Source organism: Pseudomonas sp. 22082 (genome assembly GCF_052046055.1).
Taxonomy (GTDB): Bacteria; Pseudomonadota; Gammaproteobacteria; order Pseudomonadales; family Pseudomonadaceae; genus Aquipseudomonas; species Aquipseudomonas pharyngis.
The window spans coordinates 126,698-144,191 of sequence record NZ_JBQEQB010000012.1 but is presented as its reverse complement, the minus strand read 5'-3'; the positions used below and the strand labels follow the sequence as shown (position 1 = coordinate 144,191).

At 62.5% G+C, this 17,494-nt stretch carries 18 protein-coding genes; 6 read left to right on the top strand and 12 right to left on the bottom strand.

Annotated elements, in window-relative coordinates; genetic code table 11:
- Position 1: 1 nt before the first annotated feature.
- Genes ACTJK9_RS16075 through cpaB form a run of 5 tightly spaced genes read right to left on the bottom strand, consistent with a single transcriptional unit; the run spans position 2 to position 5,542 of the window.
- Positions 2-886 carry a type II secretion system F family protein gene (locus tag ACTJK9_RS16075; RefSeq protein WP_221398620.1) on the bottom strand — a complete coding sequence of 295 codons (885 nt, stop codon included), beginning with the start codon at positions 884-886 and terminating at the stop codon, positions 2-4.
- Positions 887-904: 18 nt separating this feature from the next.
- A complete protein-coding gene (locus ACTJK9_RS16070; RefSeq protein ID WP_085610989.1) occupies positions 905-2,173 on the bottom strand; it encodes a CpaF family protein in 1,269 nt (422 codons plus the stop codon).
- Positions 2,170-3,360: a pilus assembly protein gene (locus ACTJK9_RS16065; RefSeq protein ID WP_221398618.1), complete on the bottom strand. Its 1,191-nt coding sequence runs from the start codon at positions 3,358-3,360 to the stop codon at positions 2,170-2,172. Before ACTJK9_RS16065 ends, ACTJK9_RS16070 begins: the two co-directional genes overlap by 4 nt.
- Positions 3,357-4,580 (bottom strand): type II and III secretion system protein family protein, encoded by a 1,224-nt coding sequence (locus ACTJK9_RS16060; protein WP_440814811.1) that lies wholly within the window; start codon positions 4,578-4,580, stop codon positions 3,357-3,359. Before ACTJK9_RS16060 ends, ACTJK9_RS16065 begins: the two co-directional genes overlap by 4 nt.
- A gap of 20 nt (positions 4,581-4,600) precedes the next feature.
- A complete protein-coding gene (gene cpaB, locus ACTJK9_RS16055) occupies positions 4,601-5,542 on the bottom strand; it encodes a Flp pilus assembly protein CpaB (RefSeq protein WP_440814809.1) in 942 nt (313 codons plus the stop codon).
- 339 nt (positions 5,543-5,881) lie between these two features.
- Here cpaB and ACTJK9_RS16050 point away from each other — a divergent pair, with 339 nt between their 5' ends.
- Positions 5,882-6,088 carry a Flp family type IVb pilin gene (locus tag ACTJK9_RS16050; protein WP_039772511.1) on the top strand — a complete coding sequence of 69 codons (207 nt, stop codon included), beginning with the start codon at positions 5,882-5,884 and terminating at the stop codon, positions 6,086-6,088.
- A 77-nt stretch (positions 6,089-6,165) separates the two neighbouring features.
- Positions 6,166-6,573, top strand: a complete 408-nt coding sequence (locus tag ACTJK9_RS16045) for a response regulator (RefSeq protein WP_064593256.1) — start codon at positions 6,166-6,168, stop codon at positions 6,571-6,573.
- 22 nt (positions 6,574-6,595) lie between these two features.
- On the opposite strand, the gene ACTJK9_RS16040 is transcribed toward ACTJK9_RS16045, so the two are convergent.
- The gene (locus ACTJK9_RS16040) at positions 6,596-7,372 is read right to left on the bottom strand and encodes a response regulator transcription factor (protein WP_440814807.1); all 777 of its coding nucleotides are present in this window, start codon (positions 7,370-7,372) and stop codon (positions 6,596-6,598) included.
- 126 nt (positions 7,373-7,498) lie between these two features.
- The gene (locus tag ACTJK9_RS16035) at positions 7,499-7,969 is read right to left on the bottom strand and encodes an A24 family peptidase (protein ID WP_085610993.1); all 471 of its coding nucleotides are present in this window, start codon (positions 7,967-7,969) and stop codon (positions 7,499-7,501) included.
- A 75-nt stretch (positions 7,970-8,044) separates the two neighbouring features.
- On the opposite strand from ACTJK9_RS16035, the gene ACTJK9_RS16030 reads away from it, so the two are divergent.
- Entirely contained in the window at positions 8,045-8,491 is a 447-nt protein-coding gene (locus ACTJK9_RS16030) for a TadE/TadG family type IV pilus assembly protein (protein ID WP_064593254.1), read from the top strand.
- Entirely contained in the window at positions 8,488-11,235 is a 2,748-nt protein-coding gene (locus tag ACTJK9_RS16025) for an ATP-binding protein (RefSeq protein ID WP_440814804.1), read from the top strand. Before ACTJK9_RS16030 ends, ACTJK9_RS16025 begins: the two co-directional genes overlap by 4 nt.
- Here ACTJK9_RS16025 and ACTJK9_RS16020 read toward each other — a convergent pair.
- From ACTJK9_RS16020 to ACTJK9_RS16000, 5 genes are all read right to left on the bottom strand, one after another.
- Positions 11,232-13,229 (bottom strand): pilus assembly protein TadG-related protein, encoded by a 1,998-nt coding sequence (locus ACTJK9_RS16020; RefSeq protein ID WP_440814802.1) that lies wholly within the window; start codon positions 13,227-13,229, stop codon positions 11,232-11,234. The two genes, ACTJK9_RS16025 and ACTJK9_RS16020, sit on opposite strands and share 4 nt — an antisense overlap.
- A gap of 151 nt (positions 13,230-13,380) precedes the next feature.
- Positions 13,381-13,938, bottom strand: a complete 558-nt coding sequence (locus ACTJK9_RS16015; protein ID WP_064593251.1) for a DUF4136 domain-containing protein — start codon at positions 13,936-13,938, stop codon at positions 13,381-13,383.
- A 53-nt stretch (positions 13,939-13,991) separates the two neighbouring features.
- Positions 13,992-14,606, bottom strand: coding sequence for a DUF4136 domain-containing protein (locus tag ACTJK9_RS16010; RefSeq protein ID WP_221398613.1), 615 nt, complete (start codon positions 14,604-14,606; stop codon positions 13,992-13,994).
- A 12-nt stretch (positions 14,607-14,618) separates the two neighbouring features.
- Positions 14,619-15,368: a methyltransferase gene (locus tag ACTJK9_RS16005; RefSeq protein ID WP_440814799.1), complete on the bottom strand. Its 750-nt coding sequence runs from the start codon at positions 15,366-15,368 to the stop codon at positions 14,619-14,621.
- Complete coding sequence (locus tag ACTJK9_RS16000) at positions 15,368-15,670, bottom strand: MazG-like family protein (protein WP_085610997.1); 303 nt, start codon at positions 15,668-15,670, stop codon at positions 15,368-15,370. The genes ACTJK9_RS16005 and ACTJK9_RS16000 overlap by 1 nt, the downstream gene beginning before the upstream one ends.
- A gap of 143 nt (positions 15,671-15,813) precedes the next feature.
- Between ACTJK9_RS16000 and ACTJK9_RS15995 the strand changes: the two genes are divergently transcribed.
- Complete coding sequence (locus tag ACTJK9_RS15995; RefSeq protein ID WP_007951010.1) at positions 15,814-16,107, top strand: hypothetical protein; 294 nt, start codon at positions 15,814-15,816, stop codon at positions 16,105-16,107.
- 37 nt (positions 16,108-16,144) lie between these two features.
- Positions 16,145-17,494 carry an MATE family efflux transporter gene (locus ACTJK9_RS15990; protein WP_103387223.1) on the top strand — a complete coding sequence of 450 codons (1,350 nt, stop codon included), beginning with the start codon at positions 16,145-16,147 and terminating at the stop codon, positions 17,492-17,494.

Sequence of the window (17,494 nt, the reverse complement as noted above, 5' to 3'; positions counted from 1 at the left end):
GTCAGACACTCCTCAGCATGCGCCACAGCGCCAGGCAACCGGAGACCTGCAACACCACCGCGACAATCAGCATGGTCCGACCGCCGGAGTCGTTCCACATGCCGAGCATGTAGCCGGGATTGGTCAGCATGAAGTAACTGACCAGGATCACCGGCAGCGATCCGAGTACCCACGCGGTCATCCGCGTTTCGCCGGTCAGCGCACGCAGTTGCCGGGCACCCTGGTCACGTTCGCGAATCAGTTTGATCAGGTTCTCCAGCAACTCGCTGGCGTTGCCGCCGTAGCGATGGTTGACCTTCAGGCCCAGGGCGAACATGCGCAGTTCGTCCTGCTCGTAGAGCTCGGCGAAATCGCTGACCGCGTCCGGGAGGTTCACCCCCAGCTGCACGTTGCGTTGCACCCGGCCCATCGCGGCTTTCAGCGGGTCCTCACTGGCTTCGATACCGCCCATCACTGCATCGCTCAGGGTCCGGCCGGACTTGAGGCTGCGCACGGTGTGGTCGAGCAACTGCGGTAACTGTTCGATCATCCGATTGAGCCGGCGTCGATACAGCCAGGCGATGTACAAGCGCAAAATCAGCGGCGGCGCCAGTATCAGCACCAGCAGACCGATCCAGTCGGCCAGCAGATAACCCAGCATCATGCCCACGACCCACAACGACAGCCAAAGCCCGAATCGCTCGCTCGGCCGGCCAAGGCCTGCCCGCAGGAACATCCGCTCCAGACCGGTCCACGAGTTTTTTTCGGCCGTTGCTTGCGGTTGTCCGACGGCGAGGCGAGAGAGCACCCGTTCGTTGGCAGTCTTGCGCACGCCCTGCAGGAACAGGCGAATCGACAACCCCAGCAGCAACAGGCAAAGGACAATCAGGATCACCGGTCCGATCATGACGAAGGCTCCATGCGTTCAGCCCAGACTCGACTCGCGCCGCAACTTGTCGCCGGCCGGGTTGACCGCTTCGCGCAGGAAGCCGAAACCGCTGCGTCGATCCAGACGGAACAGAGTATTGGTCACGTAGACGTCTTCGCGCACGCCGACCACTTCCACCACTTCACTGACACAGCGGCGGCCGTCAGGCATGCGGGTCAACTGAATGATCACGTCGAGCGCCGCACAGATCATCTGCCGCAGGGTGCGTTCGGCCACCGTGCGGCCGGTCAGGCCGACCAGGGTTTCCAGGCGCAGCAACGCATCCTGGGCATTGTTGGCGTGGACCGTGCTCATCGAACCGTCGTGACCGGTGTTCATCGCTGTCAGCACGTCGAGCACTTCAACGCCACGGATCTCGCCGAGAATGATCCGGTCCGGGCGCATCCGCAGAGCGTTGCGAATCAGGTCGCTGGCTTTCACTTCGCCATGGCCCTCGGCATTCGGCGGCCGGGTTTCCAGACGCACCACGTGAGGGTGGCCGAGTTGCAGTTCGGCGACGTCTTCGATGGTCACCAGTCGTTCGTGGGGGTTGATCAATTGGCTGAGAATGTTCAGCAGCGTGGTCTTGCCGGTGCCCGTGCCGCCGCTGATCAGGATGTTGCAGCGCTTGCCCACGGCCTCCTGGAAACACTCGAAAATCGGCAGGTCGATGGTCTGCATCGCAATCAGGTCGCTGCTTTTGAGCATGTCCTTGCGGAATTTTCGAATCGACAGGCACGGGCCGTCGAGGGCGATCGGCGGGATGATCGCGTTGACGCGGCTGCCGTCGGGCAGGCGCGCATCGACCATCGGCGAAGACTCGTCCAGCCGCCGACCGAGCGGCGCAAGAATGCGCTGCATGACCCGTTCGACGTGGTGCGCATCGATAAAGCGCAGGTCACTCTGATGCAGTACCCCGTCACGCTCGACGAACACCCGATGCGGGCCGTTGACCAGGATTTCGGTGACGGCGGTGTCGCGCAGCAAGACTTCCAGCGGACCGAAGCCGGTCAGCTCATCGACGATTTCTTCCCCCAGCCGCTCCATCTCGTAACGGGAAATCGCCAGGTGCAGACGGGCGATGTATTCGGCGACCTTGTCGGTCACAAATTGCGCCAGCAACTGCCGCGAGCCTTCCAGCAGGTTTTTCCCGGACTCCTCGATGGCATCGATGATGTAGCGATGCAGCACCAGTTTCAGGCCTTCGTGGTCGGTGTTGCCCGACTGGCCCCGCGCCGGTGCACCGAAAAGTTTTTCCGGGCTCATGAGGTGCCTCGCAGCCGGTCGAACCAGGTGACCTTGGGTTTGGCCAGACCTTCGGAGCGCTTGGCCAGCCGTTCGCCGAGTACCCGCAGGCTCTGGGTGAGTTTTTCCCTGGGCGCCAGTTCAAACAGGCTGACGCCCTGGTTCTTGGCGTTCATGCGCAGTTCTGGACTCAAAGTCAGCACCGCGATCACTTCCAGGTTGAAGGTCTTGCCGAGGGTGTCCGCATCTGGCGCGACGTTGCTCAGATAGCGGTCGACCAATAGCCGCCCGTGATCGAGCTTCATGCCTTTTTCCCGCCACAGATTGAACACCGCCAGATTGCGCCGGCAATCGAGCACGCTCTGGTCGGTGTACCAGATCAGCTTGTCGCAATGGCTGACAAAGGTCCGCAGGGCTTCGCTGTCAGGCTGGCCGGTGAGGTTCACGACGATGTGCTGGAAGTGCTGGCGCAAGGCGCTGAGCAACATGAACAGCTCGGCGGCGCTGGTGCTTTCCAGTGGTGCGTCATTGTCGGCGTAGGCCAGAATCCGCAGCCCCGCTTCGGCGCTGGTGAAGGCACTGTCGATGAGCGTGGCGTCGAGCCTGCGCAGGTGGCGCAAGGCATCGCCGAAGTGGAACGAACTCTCCAGCCCCAGCAACGCCAGGCTATCGCCACGGGGTAGCCCGAGATCCAGCAGCAGCGTCTGCTGCCCGCTCTTTTGCACCACCAGTGCCATATGGTTGGCCAGCAGTGCGCCGTCGGAACTGCTCTGTACGCCGTACAACACCGTCAGGCCGCCCAGTTGCGCGTTGTGGGTCACCGGCGGCAGGCGTTTGCTCAAGCGGCGCACCAGCCCGGCCACTTCGCTGGAGCGCGAACCGTAGGCGACGAAATCCCGGGCCCCGGCGCGCATCGCATTGAGTACAAGCTGGTTGTCCATGCCGTCGCCAAGCGCAACGATCGCCAGCATCGGCTTGGCCTCCAGCGCGCCTTCGATCAGCGCGCTCTGGGCCACCACGTGTTCCCGGTCGAGGCCGACGAACACCAGGCTGGCGAAGGTGACGTCCACCAGCGCGAGCAATTCGTCGAGGCTGCCGCCACCGGCACTGACCACCTGGCCCAACGGCGCAAGCGCGCTTTGCAGCCACTCCAGATCGGTGTTGTTGCGGGTGATGGCGAGGAAGGTCTGACTCAGGCTCTGGCTCATTGGGACAACCCGCTGCGCTTGTCGAAGTTACCGTTTTCCAGGAAAAACATGCGGTAGAAATTCGGGTCGTAGTTACGCAGTTTTTCACCCGGCAACGACGGCAGTTGCGCCTCCGCCGAGAGCGGGCGCACCAGGTGCGGGGTGACGATCATCAGCAGCTCTCGCTCTTCGCGCTTGATCTGCGAGCTTTTGAAAAAGGCCCCGAGCACCGGGATATCGCCCAGCCCCGGAAACTTGTCGACCTGGGAAGTGTTGGTGGTGCTTATCAGACCGCTGATGACAAAACTCTCGCCATCGGCGAGGGAAATGCTGGTGTCGGTGCGGCGGATGGTCAGGGCCGGCACGGTGGTGCCGGCGATGTTCACCGCGTTGCTGAAATCCAGTTCGCTGACTTCCGGCGCCACTTTCAAGGCGATGCGATCGTGGCTGATGATGGTGGGCGTCAGGGTCAGGCGGATGCCGAATTCCTTGTATTCGATCGACACGTTGTCGCTGCCGGAGCTGGGCACCGGAATCGGAATCTGCCCGCCCGCGAGGAAGCTTGCGCTTTGCCCGTTGAGGGCCACCAGACTTGGCCGCGCCAGGGTGTAGGCGAAGCCGCTGCCCTCGAGGGCATTGATGATCGCCATGGTCTTGCCGCCGATCCACGAGAAGTTGAACAGCGAGTTGTCCACCGGCAATCGCGGTTGCGGGACACCGTCGATGGGCGGCAACGTGCCGGGGGAACCGAACAGGAAATTGCCGCGGGTGCCGATCAGCGAAGCGGAGGCCTGTTTGAGTTTGGTGCGGCTGACTTCGACAAAACGAATGTCGGTCTGTACCTGCGAGGGCAACAGCGCATCATCCGACGGCAGCGCACCGGTGTTGGTGAGGGCCGAGGTGGCGGCGCCCTTGACGAACACCATGCTCTGGCGCGGCTCGCTGGAGCAGCCGGTCCAGACCATCAGACTGGTAGCGCCCGGCGCCACGGCGGTGAGCAGAAACGACGAATTGCCATTGGCATGCACATCGGCGATTTTCGGATCGCCGATGGCCAGGCGTGTGATCGCCACCGGTGATTGCATGTCCTGCTGCCAGCCTTCGTTGATTTCGATCACTGGCGGCAAGCGCCCGAGGGCCGCGCAGTTGCCGGTGGCCGCCTGCGCGGCATTGATTGACAGTCCCATCAGCAGCAAGGCCCGGAGCACGGGATTGAAGGTCGGCCAGGAACGACTCTGCATGCACTTGGATCCTTGCTCAGTCATGGGTTTTGTGGGTTGGTCTGATTGCCGCGAATCACTTCCACCGCGGGCCGTATCGCACCGCTGTGGTCGCTGCCGGGCGCGGTTTTCGGCGCGGTCCCCAGCGCCAACTGAGTGAACTGGAAGAGTTGGCTGTTGGCGGCGACCAGCTTGTCCGGCGCCTGACGTTCGCCGGCCCAATACCTGGCCAGGCGCTGTTCTTCGCTGCTGCGCACGGCCAGGCGCAACGTCCCGACCTGGGTGGCGAGCATCATTCGACTCAACAATTGCTCAGGCACCGCCAGCACCACGGTGCGCGCGGTGAGCCGGCGCTGGTCCTGTTTGATCTTGTCGTCGGCACTCATTGCAGGAGCGGACGGCTGGCCGTCGTTGGTCAGCCCGTATTGTTCGCCGACGCCGAGCACACGCATGGCCGGCACCACAATCTGTGCCGACTGTTGCGGGTTGCTGGCGTCCTGGCGCAGGAACAACAGCACGTCGACGTAATCCCCGGGAATCAACTGCCCGGCCGCGCCGATCACTTCATCGACCGACACCGCGAGCGCGCGCTCGTCACTGTGGATCATGCGCGCCAGTGTGCCGCCGGCCTCGAAGCTTTCTTCGTTGAGCCAGGTGCCGGCGCTCAGGTGTCGCCACGGTGTGCGGCCCACGGCCTGCTCGATTGTGCCGAGGCTGCCGGCGGGGGCGCTGAGCAGCTTTTCAACGGCCAGGTCGGCCGCAGTAAGAGGAGTGAATGGAGGGACGTCACGCACGAGCACCACGACCGGCTGGCGGGTCTGGTCTTCGGCGGCTGCGACGGTTTTTTCGACGGTGACCACCGCAGGCGCGGGAGCCTCGGCAACCGGAGCGGGCTGCCGGCTGAGCACCAGGCCCCAATATCCGACAACGATGGCCCCCAGTAAAAGCACCGTTGCAAGGCCCATGGTCACACGACTGTTCATGACGGCTCTCCCTTTCCTGCTGCACTACCAGCCCGCACTTCCTACCAAGGGACATCGCAATCAGGCAGCTATGAACATCCAACTATTTCGCTATTTCCACGCTAGCTGAAACAAGACAAAACGCCATTACTGACAGACAAATAACCCACGAAAGTATGGGCGTTGGCCAATTAGCAGTCGAAATAGCGGGAGAGACGAAGCGACTAATCCTTTATGACTAATCCGTTCTTACAGTTGTTGGGTGGGGCTTTGTTGACAATGCTCAAATGGCACGGCGAACGCTTTGCCGCTGCTGTGACATCGGCGCCAGGTGCGCAAAGGAGTGGGCATATGTTTCGAATGATCGTTGATTATTTAATGGCCAGAGCTTTGCTGCTCTACAAACATGAGGACGGGGCTTCGGCAATTGAATACGCTATCGTCGTGGCCATGGTCGCCGTGGTGGTGGTCGTTTTCGTCACTCCGCTGGGTGATCGTATGCTGGCGATCTTCAACAACGTTCTGGTGTCACTGGGCGGCACGACGCAAACCCGGCCAACGCCATAATCCACAGCACGGTTGCGCCAGCACCTTGCTGATGTCGGGCTACACTCGATCTACCACTCAGCTTTCAGGTACTGCCCATGAACGTGTCTTCTTCCCCACGCCAACAGTTGCTTCTGGTTGACGACGAAGAGGACGCGTTGCTGGAACTGGCGGAATTGCTGGAAGGCGAAGGCTTCGTCTGTCATACCGCGACTTCAGTGAAGCTCGCCCTGCACCATCTGACCCGTCATCCCGATATTGCTCTGGTGATCACCGATCTGCGCATGCCGGAGGAAAGCGGCATGTCGCTGATCAAGCGCCTGCGCGAACACACCTCGCGCCAGCATCTGCCGGTAATCGTGACGTCGGGGCACGCGGACATGGAGGATGTGAGCGACATGCTGCGGTTGCAGGTGCTGGACCTGTTTCGCAAGCCGATCTATCACGTGCGGCTGCTGGAGACCCTGGACAATCTGTTTCCCAAGCCGAAAGTGAGTGCCGGGTAAATGGGTTACCCGGCAGTCTGTTTCAGTGTGCGGTTACCCGCTGGCGCAAACCGGAATTGCCCGGCGATAACGCCAGCGCCAACTGCGTGCGGTTATGCATGTGGGTCAGGCGTAGCACCTGAGAAACGTAAAGCTTCACCGTGTTTTCGGTGATGCCCAGCTCACAGGCAATCTGATAGTTGGTCTGCCCCTTGCCCACCAGGCGCGCCACGTCCAGTTGCCGTGGCGACAGCTGATTGAAGATCGCCGGGATTTCCAGCTCACCGGCCTCACGGGGCGCCTCGTCACTGACGGGCGCCGGCGCGCGACGCACCCTGTCCAGATCCTGATAAAGATCATCGATGGACGACGACAGGTCCTGAAGTTTTTGATTCAGATGGCCCAGTTGCAGGGTTTTCTGCCGCTCCTGCAGCACCGCTTCCTGGCGTTGCAGGCCTTCAAGCAGTTCATCCAGATTGACCGGTTTCTGGTAGTAGTCGGCAATCCCGGCGCGCAAGGCCTTGATCACGTCCTGCTTGTCGGCGCGGCCGGTGAGCATGATGGCTTCGAACGCCCGGTGTTTGCCGGCCAGCCGTTGCAATTCCTGCACCAGTTGAATGCCGTCCATGTCCGGCATGTGCAGATCGCACAGCACCAGGCCGATCGCGGTGTCGCCCGAAAAACGCTCGATCGCCTCTTTGCTGGACTGGCACGGCACACAGCGGTAGCCGCTGCTCTCGAGAAATTCACAGAGTTCTTCGACGATCAGAGGCTGATCATCGACAACGATGACTTTTACCGCAGATGTAAGCTTGTTCACGTGCCACTCCATGCCCGGGCCAAAAACTGACCATTCCTGTACTGTCAGCCGCTGGCTGTATAACTCGTTACTTTGAAGGTAGACCCACTTTCCGACTATGTACATAAGACTAGTGGCGCTTGGCGACTAATGGATCCAAGGTAGTGCAAGCACAAATCCGATCAGGACGAACGGCGCAAATGGCAGCTTTTTTGACACGGATGGCGCCATATACCTAAGTCGGTGCCTAAGCCCTTGACTCATATGCAGCCAGACTCTTGGCGCAAGCAGCATCCAGATCAGGCTCGCCGCACCGGCGCCGATAAAAATCCCGAGCAGCGAGACGCCGTCCGTCGCAAGACCAAGAGCTGTCATTAGTTTCACATCACCGGCGCCCATTCGGCCCATGAAATACCCGGGCAACGTGAATGCCAGGGCCACGACACAGGCCCAGCCTCCCTGCCCGGCTTCGGCGCCCATCCAGGTGGTACCGAAAGACAGCAGATAGACCAGCGCGAGAGTCCCGACACCCAGGGTCAAAACGTTGGCAATTCGTCGTTGCCGGGCATCCTGAGCCGCGCACGCTGTCAACCAGATCAGAAGGACAAGGCTTTGCATCCGGTAAAAACCGTCCGTTTTTGCTGAATGATTCTATGCTGATACTACGCAGTGACTGTCAGGGTAGACGCACGGATGAAAACCGGCTCTCGGAAGGCGCAAAAAGGCGCGGTGGCGATTGAGTTCGCCTTGGTGTTCGTGATCTTTTTCGCGGTGTTTTATGGCCTGGTCAGCTACAGCTTGCCGTTCGTGCTGATGCAGACGTTCAACCAGGTCACCGCCGAAGCCATCCGCCGCGCCGTGGCGGTCGATCCCGCGGTTCCCAACTATGCAAGCGTGCTGGTCAGCACCGCCAATGCCGCGTTGACCCAGCAATTGTCGGTGCTGCCGTCGTCGCTGAACGTGGTGGTCGGCACGGACACGACAACGGTCTACGACCCGGCCCAGGGCACGCTCACCGTCAGCGTCAATTACCCGGTGAGCAAGCTCAATCGGGTCATCCCCTTTCTGGTGTTGCCGGGCGTCGGCGCTGTCCCCAGCCTGCCCGCCAACCTGACCGCCATTTCGAGCCTGAAATTTTGACTCCGGGTGACAACCTGCTCGGCCGCCTGCTCAAGCGAAGTATGGTCGCCAGCGATTTGCCGGACGTACTCGGGACCCCGCTGACGGGCCTGCACATCCACCTCGACAACGACGGCGGCGTGTTGCAAATGGCCGGCCCGCTGCGCCTGCTGCTGGCGCAACAGACGCCCCGCGACAAACCGGTGCCGTTGCACGACTACCTGCTGGCGCACTGCACGCTGGCGATCGAGGGCCGCCCGCAAGACTGGCAAGGCCAACTGCTGGACCTGGATTTTCCCGGTCTGGGCGACCAAACCTTGCACCTGCGCGGCTGGGTCCAGCCGCTGAGCGATGGCTGGCTGCTACAGTTGATCGACATTGCCGACCTGTTGTCCGAACGCCAGCAAGCGCATCAGCGCGAGGCGTGCCACATGCTCGCCGAGCAGATCAGCAAACAGGTGCGCAGCTGCAGCCTGGGACGGTTGCCGATGCTCGTCAGCGAACAATTGCAGGTGATCGCCCAGCGCTGGCAGATCCCGTGCCTGGCACTCGCCCTGCTCGATGAGCAGGAACAGGGCTGGCAGATCCATCAGCAGTTCCACGCCCATGACGCCCCGGCGCTGTGGCATGACGGCCAGCGTCTGGGCACGCCACTCGACAGCCTCAATGGCACCGGCCCACAGCGCCTGGGTGAGCATTACGGCCAGTACGAACACTCAAGGGTCCAGGGGCTGTTCGGCAATGCCGAAGGTTTTGCCGTGCCCTACAGCGATGATCGGGGCGTGATGGCGTGGCTGCTCTGCGGTGTTTACGCGGTGGACAAGACCGCGCCGTATCTGGCCGATCGCGACTGGCTGATGCTGGCAGGCGCCCTGGCCGGGCCCCTTCTCGGTCGCTTGCGCGAGCAGCAGCATCAACTGCAACTGGAACGGCTGGAGTCGTTGCAGACAATGCTTGGCACAGGCTGGTGGGAAATCAGCCATAGCGAGCAGATTCAACTGGCCCCGACGCTGGCTGCCATCCTGCAACAGGACAGCTCGACGCTGACGCTCGAGGCCTGGCTGAGCCTGATCCATCCCGCCGATCGCGAAGAAGTCCGCAGCCGCCTGCAAGCCCTGCAGATGCAAGGGGAAATCCTCGACCTGTGCGTGCGCCTGCATCCTCGGGATGCCAACCAGACGCAGGCGTGGTATCGCCTTCAGGGGCAGGTCACCGGCACCGGCGAGCACCGGCGGCTGGTGGGTTTCATGCTCGACATCAGCGACATCAAGAACCAGCAGCAACTGGCCGCTGCGGCCCATGCGCGGCTGGACAACCTGATCGCCAGTTCACCAGCGGTGATTTACGTCCAGCACTACGTCGAAGGCGCCTTGCTGCCGGCGTTTTTCAGCGCCAGCCTGCAACCGCTACTGGGCTGGAGCCTGGAGGACTGTGACGCCAGTGCGCTGGCAGAGCGGGTTCATCCTGAAGACCGCGCCCTGTATTTCGAGCGAACCCGGCAACTGCTGCGCGAAGGTTCGGTGCGCGCCCGCTATCGCATGCGCGACAGTCGCGGCGGTTACCACTGGCTGCTCGACGAAGCCCGGCTGTTGCGCAACGACCTCGGCCTGCCGGTGGAAGCTGTCGGCTTGTGGCTGGACGTCACCGAAGCAACGCTGGCCGCCGAGCAGGTCAGACAGAGTGAGGAACGCTACCGGATTCTGGTGGAGGACTCGCCGGCGATGATCTGCCGCTATCGCCCGGATCTGATCCTGACGTTCGGCAACCGGCCCCTGGCAACCTATCTGGAATGCGCCCCCGAAGCCCTGGCCGGGGTCGATCTGGGCAGCTGGATGTCCGACGTTCAGCGCGCGGCCTTCGTTGAGCGCCTGGCGCAGTTGACCCCGCAATCTCCCGTCAGCACCGCCGAAATCAACCTGCAATTACCGGGGCGCGAACATGCGTGGTGGGTGTGGTCGGATCGCGGCGTGTTCGATGAACACGGAAAGCTGATCGAAGTACAGGCGGTGGGCCGTGACAACACCGAAGTGCGCCGCTCACAACAGCAACTCACGCAAAGCGCAAAAATGGCCACCCTTGGCGAAATGGCCACCGGCCTGGCCCACGAAATCAATCAGCCGCTGAACGTGATGCGCATGGCCATCGTCAACGTACGGAAGCGCCTGAGCAACGGCGATGCGCAGATCGATTACCTGACCGACAAACTCAATCGCATCGACGCCCAGGTGCAGCGCGCTGCGAAAGTGGTGGACCACATGCGGGTGTTCGGTCGCCGCTCCGAGATCGAGCAGCAACTGTTCAACCCGGCCAGCGCCATCGAAGGCACGCTGTCGCTGCTGGCCGAAGGCATGCGCGGCAAAGGCGTGGATCTGCGCATCAGTGAAACGGCATTCGAGGTTCAAGTGCGCGGGTACGTCGATCAGCTTGAACAGGTGTTGATCAACCTGATGGTCAACGCCCGGGATGCGCTGCTGGGCAAACGCGAGTCCGACTCGACGTTCAAACCGTGGATTTCAATCTACGCGGAGCGCGACGAGCAACACGTGCGACTGTGGGTCGAAGACAACGGCGGCGGTATCGACCCGCGTCTGCTGGAGCGGATTTTCGAACCGTTCTTCACCACCAAACCGATAGGCGTCGGCACTGGTCTGGGGTTGTCGGTGAGTTACGGGATCATCGAGAACATGGGCGGCCACCTCAGTGTGCGCAACTCGGCGGACGGTGCACGGTTCTGCATCGAACTGCCGATCGCCCCCGACGACTAGATCACCAGATAGGCCTTGCCGGTCTGGCCACAGGTCATGTTGGCGCCAACGTCGACATCCATCAGATTGATCCCCAGCCCCTTGAGCAAATTGTTGAGCAGCGGATCCAGCAGCGGACTCACCAGATTGGTGATCACCGGTTGCAGGATCGTCGTGACATCACTGATCAGGCTGGCAACGCCTGGGACAATCGTGCCCAGCGGGTTGCTGCCCTGGGGTTTGTAGACGATCAGATTGATCCCGGCGAGGGTGCTTGCCAGGCTGCTGACGATGTTGCCGGAGGGCGCGGCGGCAATCACGCTTGGCGGCAGTTTCAGGTTGGGCGGTGTGGCGAACGGATTACCGCTGGAAAACACCAGGTTCTGGGTGTTCTGCGCCACGCTGGTGTTGACCATGAGCGCAATACCGCCGGCGCCGTATGGCACGTGAGTGCTCGGGTCACAGCTGCCGATCCCCAGAATCTTGTGGCAGGTCACCGTGCCCAGATCCACCAGCGGCAACGGTGTGACGGTGGGTTGGGCGGCAGAAGAGAAGGCGTTGGTCGGGTCGATCTTGCCCAGTTTGAGATCGGCAATCGAGGTGGTGGTTCGGGCCGTCAGGCTTTTGGTGCCGGCATTGCCGGTCGGACAACTGTAATCGGTGACATAACTGACGGCACCACCGGCGTCCAGGCTGATGTCGATCTGCGGCGAGGGCAACAGCTTCGGGTCCAGTTGCTCACAACCGGCACCGAGCAGGCAGCCGGCCGAATTCAATGTGGCGACCAGATTAAGGCTCAACAGTGCATTGAGGGTCGGTGTCAGCGTGCCAACCAGTCCGAGTACCGCGTTGGCCAACCCGGTCACCCCGGACAGTACCGGCAGATTCACCGAAAGCAGCGTGCGTATCTGCGCGGTGCGCACATAGATCCGGTTCGGCCCGGTGGGATTGGCCCTGGCCAGCGCCGGATCGCCGATCGCGGAAAACTGCGGCGGCTCGATGACTTTGACCCGCACCGTGACATTCGCCAGCCCCAGCACGCTGATCGGCAGGGTCGCGGCCACCGCACTTTTGCTGTTGGCCAGTTGAATCACGCCCTGGACCAGTTGAAGCAACTGCAGATTGGCATCCAGCCCGGCGGCCGTGGTGCCGGTCTGCAATTGCAGGATGTCGCCGAGCTTGACCGGGGCGGCATTGATCGCCGCCACTTGCAGCTGGCCCAGCGCGGTAATCACTTCAGCAGTGGCGCCGTTGAGCTGGACCGCCGTAATCGCGGCCTGGATCAGTTGCGTCACTGTGGCCTGGGTATTGAGCAACTGGGTGTAATTGCCGGCAGCCACGTTGAGGTTGATCGCCAGTTGATTCAGGTAGCCAAGCAGGTTGATGTCAGTGTTGAGCAGGCTTTCCCAGCCCAGGGCCGTCAGGTTGACGTTACCGCCAAGCAGCCCGGAAAACAGTGGATTGAGGATGTTCGATTGCGCGGTACTGATGCTGGCCAGGTTGCTGCGGATGTTCAATTGAGCGACGGTCGGCTTGGGTTTGGCCGCCACCGCCGAAGCGTATAGCACGGTGTTGAGACTGACGGGTGTGCCACTGAACAACGCCTGCACCCCGCCGGCAAAACTGGTGGTGACGGTACGGTTGGCCGCGACCTTGACCGCCTCTGATTGCGTGGCGTCCACCGTAAAAGTGCGCAGGCCGGTGGCGGCTGTCGCCAACTTTCCGCAATCGATCACAAGAACGTTGGTGGCATTGGCGACAAACCCGTTGCGTGTCGCGCTTTGCCCCGCGTAACTGGCCGCGGTGAGGCCCGGCAGGCAGTTGCCGCCTCGGCTGACGGCTTCGAGGGCGGCGGTGTCCACCAGGCGCTGCAGTTTGCGTTGCTCCATGTACAGGCGACCGGTGTCCACGACCAGCAACATCAACACCAGCGCCAGGCTGAGGGTGGCGGCCGCCATCAGGCCGATGGCTCCCCGCTGCCGGGCTGGCCCGCCGCACTGCGAATGACGCGACATGGCGCACTCCTTTGCCGGCGCACGGCCGGGCGCAACCTCCATGGATGGGTAAGAGTGTAGACACGCGCAGGCAACACTGCTGGCAACGCGCCATTTTCACCCGCCCATAAAAAACGGGAGCCATCTGGCTCCCGTACTTTTTTCAACAGACTCAACGCGGCGGATAGTTGGACAGGATCCGCGCCACGGTTTCGCGGATGGCATTGCTGCGATCCGCCGGGTTCGGCGTGCGGCTGAGTATTTGCTCGTCGCTGCCGCGCCACACCAGTTTGCCGTCCTTGCCGTCGAGCAGATCGACCTGAATGGTCGCCACCTTGTAGGTGATGTTGCGGGTTTCGTTGTACATCGGCGCGCCCCAGTAACCGTTCCACGGGCCACCCCAACCGCCGCCGTAGTTGGTGGTCACCTGTTGCTGACGGTCCTCGACGATCAGGTAGGTCTGCACAAACAGATCGCCTCGGGCGCCCGAGGCGGCCGGGCGCAAGCCACGCTGATCCAGTTGATCGGCAACGGCCTGACGGATGCGCTGCTCGGTCAGGTCGCTCTTGATCCGTGGATCATCGGGGCGGTATTGCAGGGCGGGGTCTTTCCAGCTCCAGCTGCGATACGCGGCGAAGTCGCGGCTGGCGTCAAAATCATGATTGACCTGGTTCGAGGCGCAGGCACTGAGCAGCGCGATAACGACCAGTAAAGCAAGACGGCGGAACATGGTTTTTCTCCGGTGGAAGACATGAACCTGAGGGCGCTTTCATTTGCAGAAGGCTAACCGGGAGGATACGCCGACATGGCCTTTTCGACAGCCTCCCGAATCGCATCGGTGCGATCACTTTGTTTACCCTGGGTACCGGTTTCGGCGCTGGCGCTCCAGACCGGTTGACCACTGCCGGCGTCGAACAGATCGACCCGCACCACCACGACCTGCTCCTGATAGGTACGCACGATCGGCACCGTGTTGTACATCCCGTAACCCCGGCCGTAACGGTCATAACCGCCGTAGCCGCCGCCGTAGTAACCGTAATCGTCCTGCACCTGACGCAGGCGGGTTTCCAGGCTCAGGTTGGCACTGACCAGCAGATCGGCCGGGCGGTTGTCATGCAGCGGGCGCAGGCCGCGCTGGTCCAGCGCACTGCTGACGGCCTCGGCCACTTGCGCCGAATCCGCCCAGGCCGTGCCCGGTGGGAGTTGACCGTTGAGCCACGCCCAACTGCGATAGCGCCCGTAATCCCGTGGCGGCGCGGGATAAGCGCTGCGGTCGAAGGTGGTCGCCGCTTGCGGTGGGGCCGGCGGCAACGGTCGTGACTGCGCCACGTAAGGGTTGCTGCCCTGGCAGGCGGCCAACCCCAGACAGATCAGCAGTAACCCTGAATGACCTTTCATATCTCGCTCCGATCAGATCGGCCGGCAGATCCAGTGCAAGTAGCGCCCAAGCCCGGCGAAGCTTGGGTGACGACGGTGGGCGAGTTCCATCTCGAGCAAATCAATCAACTCGGCGCGGGCCTGGAATTCCACCGGCATGTAATCGTGGAAAACCCGCACCCCGCTCTGGGTTTCGACCTGCCACAACCCGGCGAGTTGCGTCGCCAGTTCCCGTGGATCGAGTGGCTGCTGCGGGGTCAGGCTCTGCTTTTCGCCGGCCAGGTCGTTCCTGCGCATTTTCTTGAAATGGCCTTTGAGCAGGTTCCGGTAAATCAGCGCATCGCGGTTGTAGAACGCCAACGACAGCCAGCCGCCGGGCTTGGTCAACTGATGCAGCACCGGCAGGATCGCGTGAGGCTCGGCCAGCCATTCCAGCACCGCATGGCACAGCACCAGATCGTAGGGTTCGGTGAGCTGGCCGAGCAGTTCCTGCCAGGGCGCCTGAATGAACGTCGCGCTTTGCCCGGCTTCGGCAAAGCGCTGGCGGGCGCCTTCGAGCATCGGTTCGGCCGGCTCGGTGAAGGTCACCTCGTGCCCGCGTTCAGCCAGCCACAACGACATGTGGCCCAGCCCGCCACCGATATCCAGCACCCGCAACGGACGATCCGGCAAGGCTTCGGCGAGGTCGGCCTGCAACACGGCGAGGCGGATCGCGCCTTTGGCGCCACCGTAGATTTTTTCGGCGAAACGGGTCGCCAGTTGATCGAAATGACGGTCGCTCATCAGCTGAACCGCCGTTCGCTGTCGGCGAGTTTGCTGCGCACCACTTCATTCATGTCCAGCCCCAGTTCGCTGCACAGCAGCAACAGATAAAGGACGATGTCGCCGACTTCCTGCCCGGCGTGGGCCAGCTTGTCCGCCGGCAGTGCGCGCGACTGGTCTTCGGTCAGCCACTGGAAGATTTCCACCAGCTCGGACATTTCCACGCTGGCAGCCATGGCCAGGTTTTTCGGGCTGTGAAATTGCCGCCAGTCATTGCGGTCGCGAATGGCGTGCAGGCGTTCGGTCAGTTCAACAAGGTTCATCGGGCTCTCCTGAAGGCGTATAGCTTCGGGGGGATGCGGATCGAAGGCAAGCGCCAGTCGCCCGTTAAAACCCTCTATGCTTGCAGGGAACTCGACCGCACCCGCTGCGGCCAAAGGCTCAGCTCTTTCATCAGGAAACAGACATGCAGGTAGAAAGCTTTTTCGAATGGCTGGGCCAGGCGCTCGGCTCGATCATCCGCTTCATCGTCGATGGCCTCAGCGGCCTGTTCAATCTGCTCGGCAACGCCGGCGGCAACTTTGTCGACGGGCTGTCGAAGGCGCTGGGCATGGACACGTCGATCATCAGCATCATCGCGCTGATCGTCGGCCTGATGCTGCTGTGGTCGGCGATCCGCGCGTTCATGAATGCCTCGATCATTGCCGGGATCATCTGGTTGCTGCTGGGATTGTGGCTGCTGAGCTGGATCATTCACTGACACCTCCCGTTACAATGCCGCTCCCCAAGGAGCCCGCATGTCCAACCTGATCGCCGACTGGCGCGACCGCCCGACCCATCACCGGGTCTGGGCCCTCGCCGCCCCCATGATCCTGTCCAACATTTCCGTGCCGCTGGTGGCGCTGGTCGACAGCACCGTCATCGGCCATCTGCCCCACGCCCATCAACTGGGCGCGGTGGCGGTTGGCGCCAGCCTGTATACCTTTCTGGCCTGGGCCATGGGTTTTCTGCGCATGGGCACCACTGGCTTCGCCGCCCAGGCCGCCGGGCGCAGCGACGGCGCGGCCTTGCGGCAGATTCTGCTTCAGGGCCTGCTGCTGGCGATGGGGCTGGCGCTGCTGCTCGGGGCGCTGGGTGTACCACTGAGCGGGGTCGCGCTGCACTTCATGCAACCGTCGGCGGAGCTGGATCAACTGACCCGTGACTTCTTCCACACCCGCCTGTTCGGGCTGCCGGCGGCGCTGGCCAGTTATGCGCTGGTCGGCTGGTTCCTCGGCACCCAGAATGCCCGGGCGCCGCTGGCGATTCTGCTGAGCACCAACCTGATCAACATCGTGCTCAACCTGTGGTTCGTCATCGGCCTGGACTGGGGCGTGGTCGGTTCGGCGCGCGCATCGGTAATCGCCGAATGGAGCGGCGCCCTGCTCGGCCTGTGGATGACTCGGAGAGCCTTGCGCGCTTATCCCGGTCACATCGCCTGGGCTGCTCTGAAAGTCTGGCAGAGCTGGCGTCCGCTGCTGGCGGTCAACCGCGACATTTTCATCCGCAGCCTGGCTCTGCAATCGGTATTTTTCCTGATCACCGTGCAGGGCGCGCGACTCGGCGATGCCACGGTCGCGGCCAACGCGCTGCTACTCAACGGCCTGCTGCTGACCGCCCACGCACTGGACGGACTGGCCCACGCCGTCGAAGCCCTGTGCGGCCACGCCATCGGCGCCCGTGATCGTCTGGCCCTGCGCCGTTCGCTGGTGGTTGCCGGCGGCTGGTCGTTGCTCGCGAGCCTGGGCTTTGCCGCGCTGTTTCTGTTGGCCGGCCACCTGTTCATCGAAATGCAGACCGACATCCAGAGCGTGCGCGAAACCGCGTTCATTTACCTGCCCTACCTGGCTGTCCTGCCGTTGATCGCGGTCTGGAGCTACTTGCTCGACGGCCTGTTCATCGGCGCCACCCGCGCCCGGGAAATGCGCAACGGCATGCTGGCCACCGTGATCCTGCTGCTGCCTGTCGCCTGGGCGCTGCAAGGTCTGGGCAATCACGGCCTGTGGATTTCGTTCCTGTTGTTCATGGTGCTGCGCAGCCTGACCCTCGGGGGACTGGCGTGGTGGCTGCGACGCACCGATGGCTGGTTCAACGGTGCCGCTCACTGA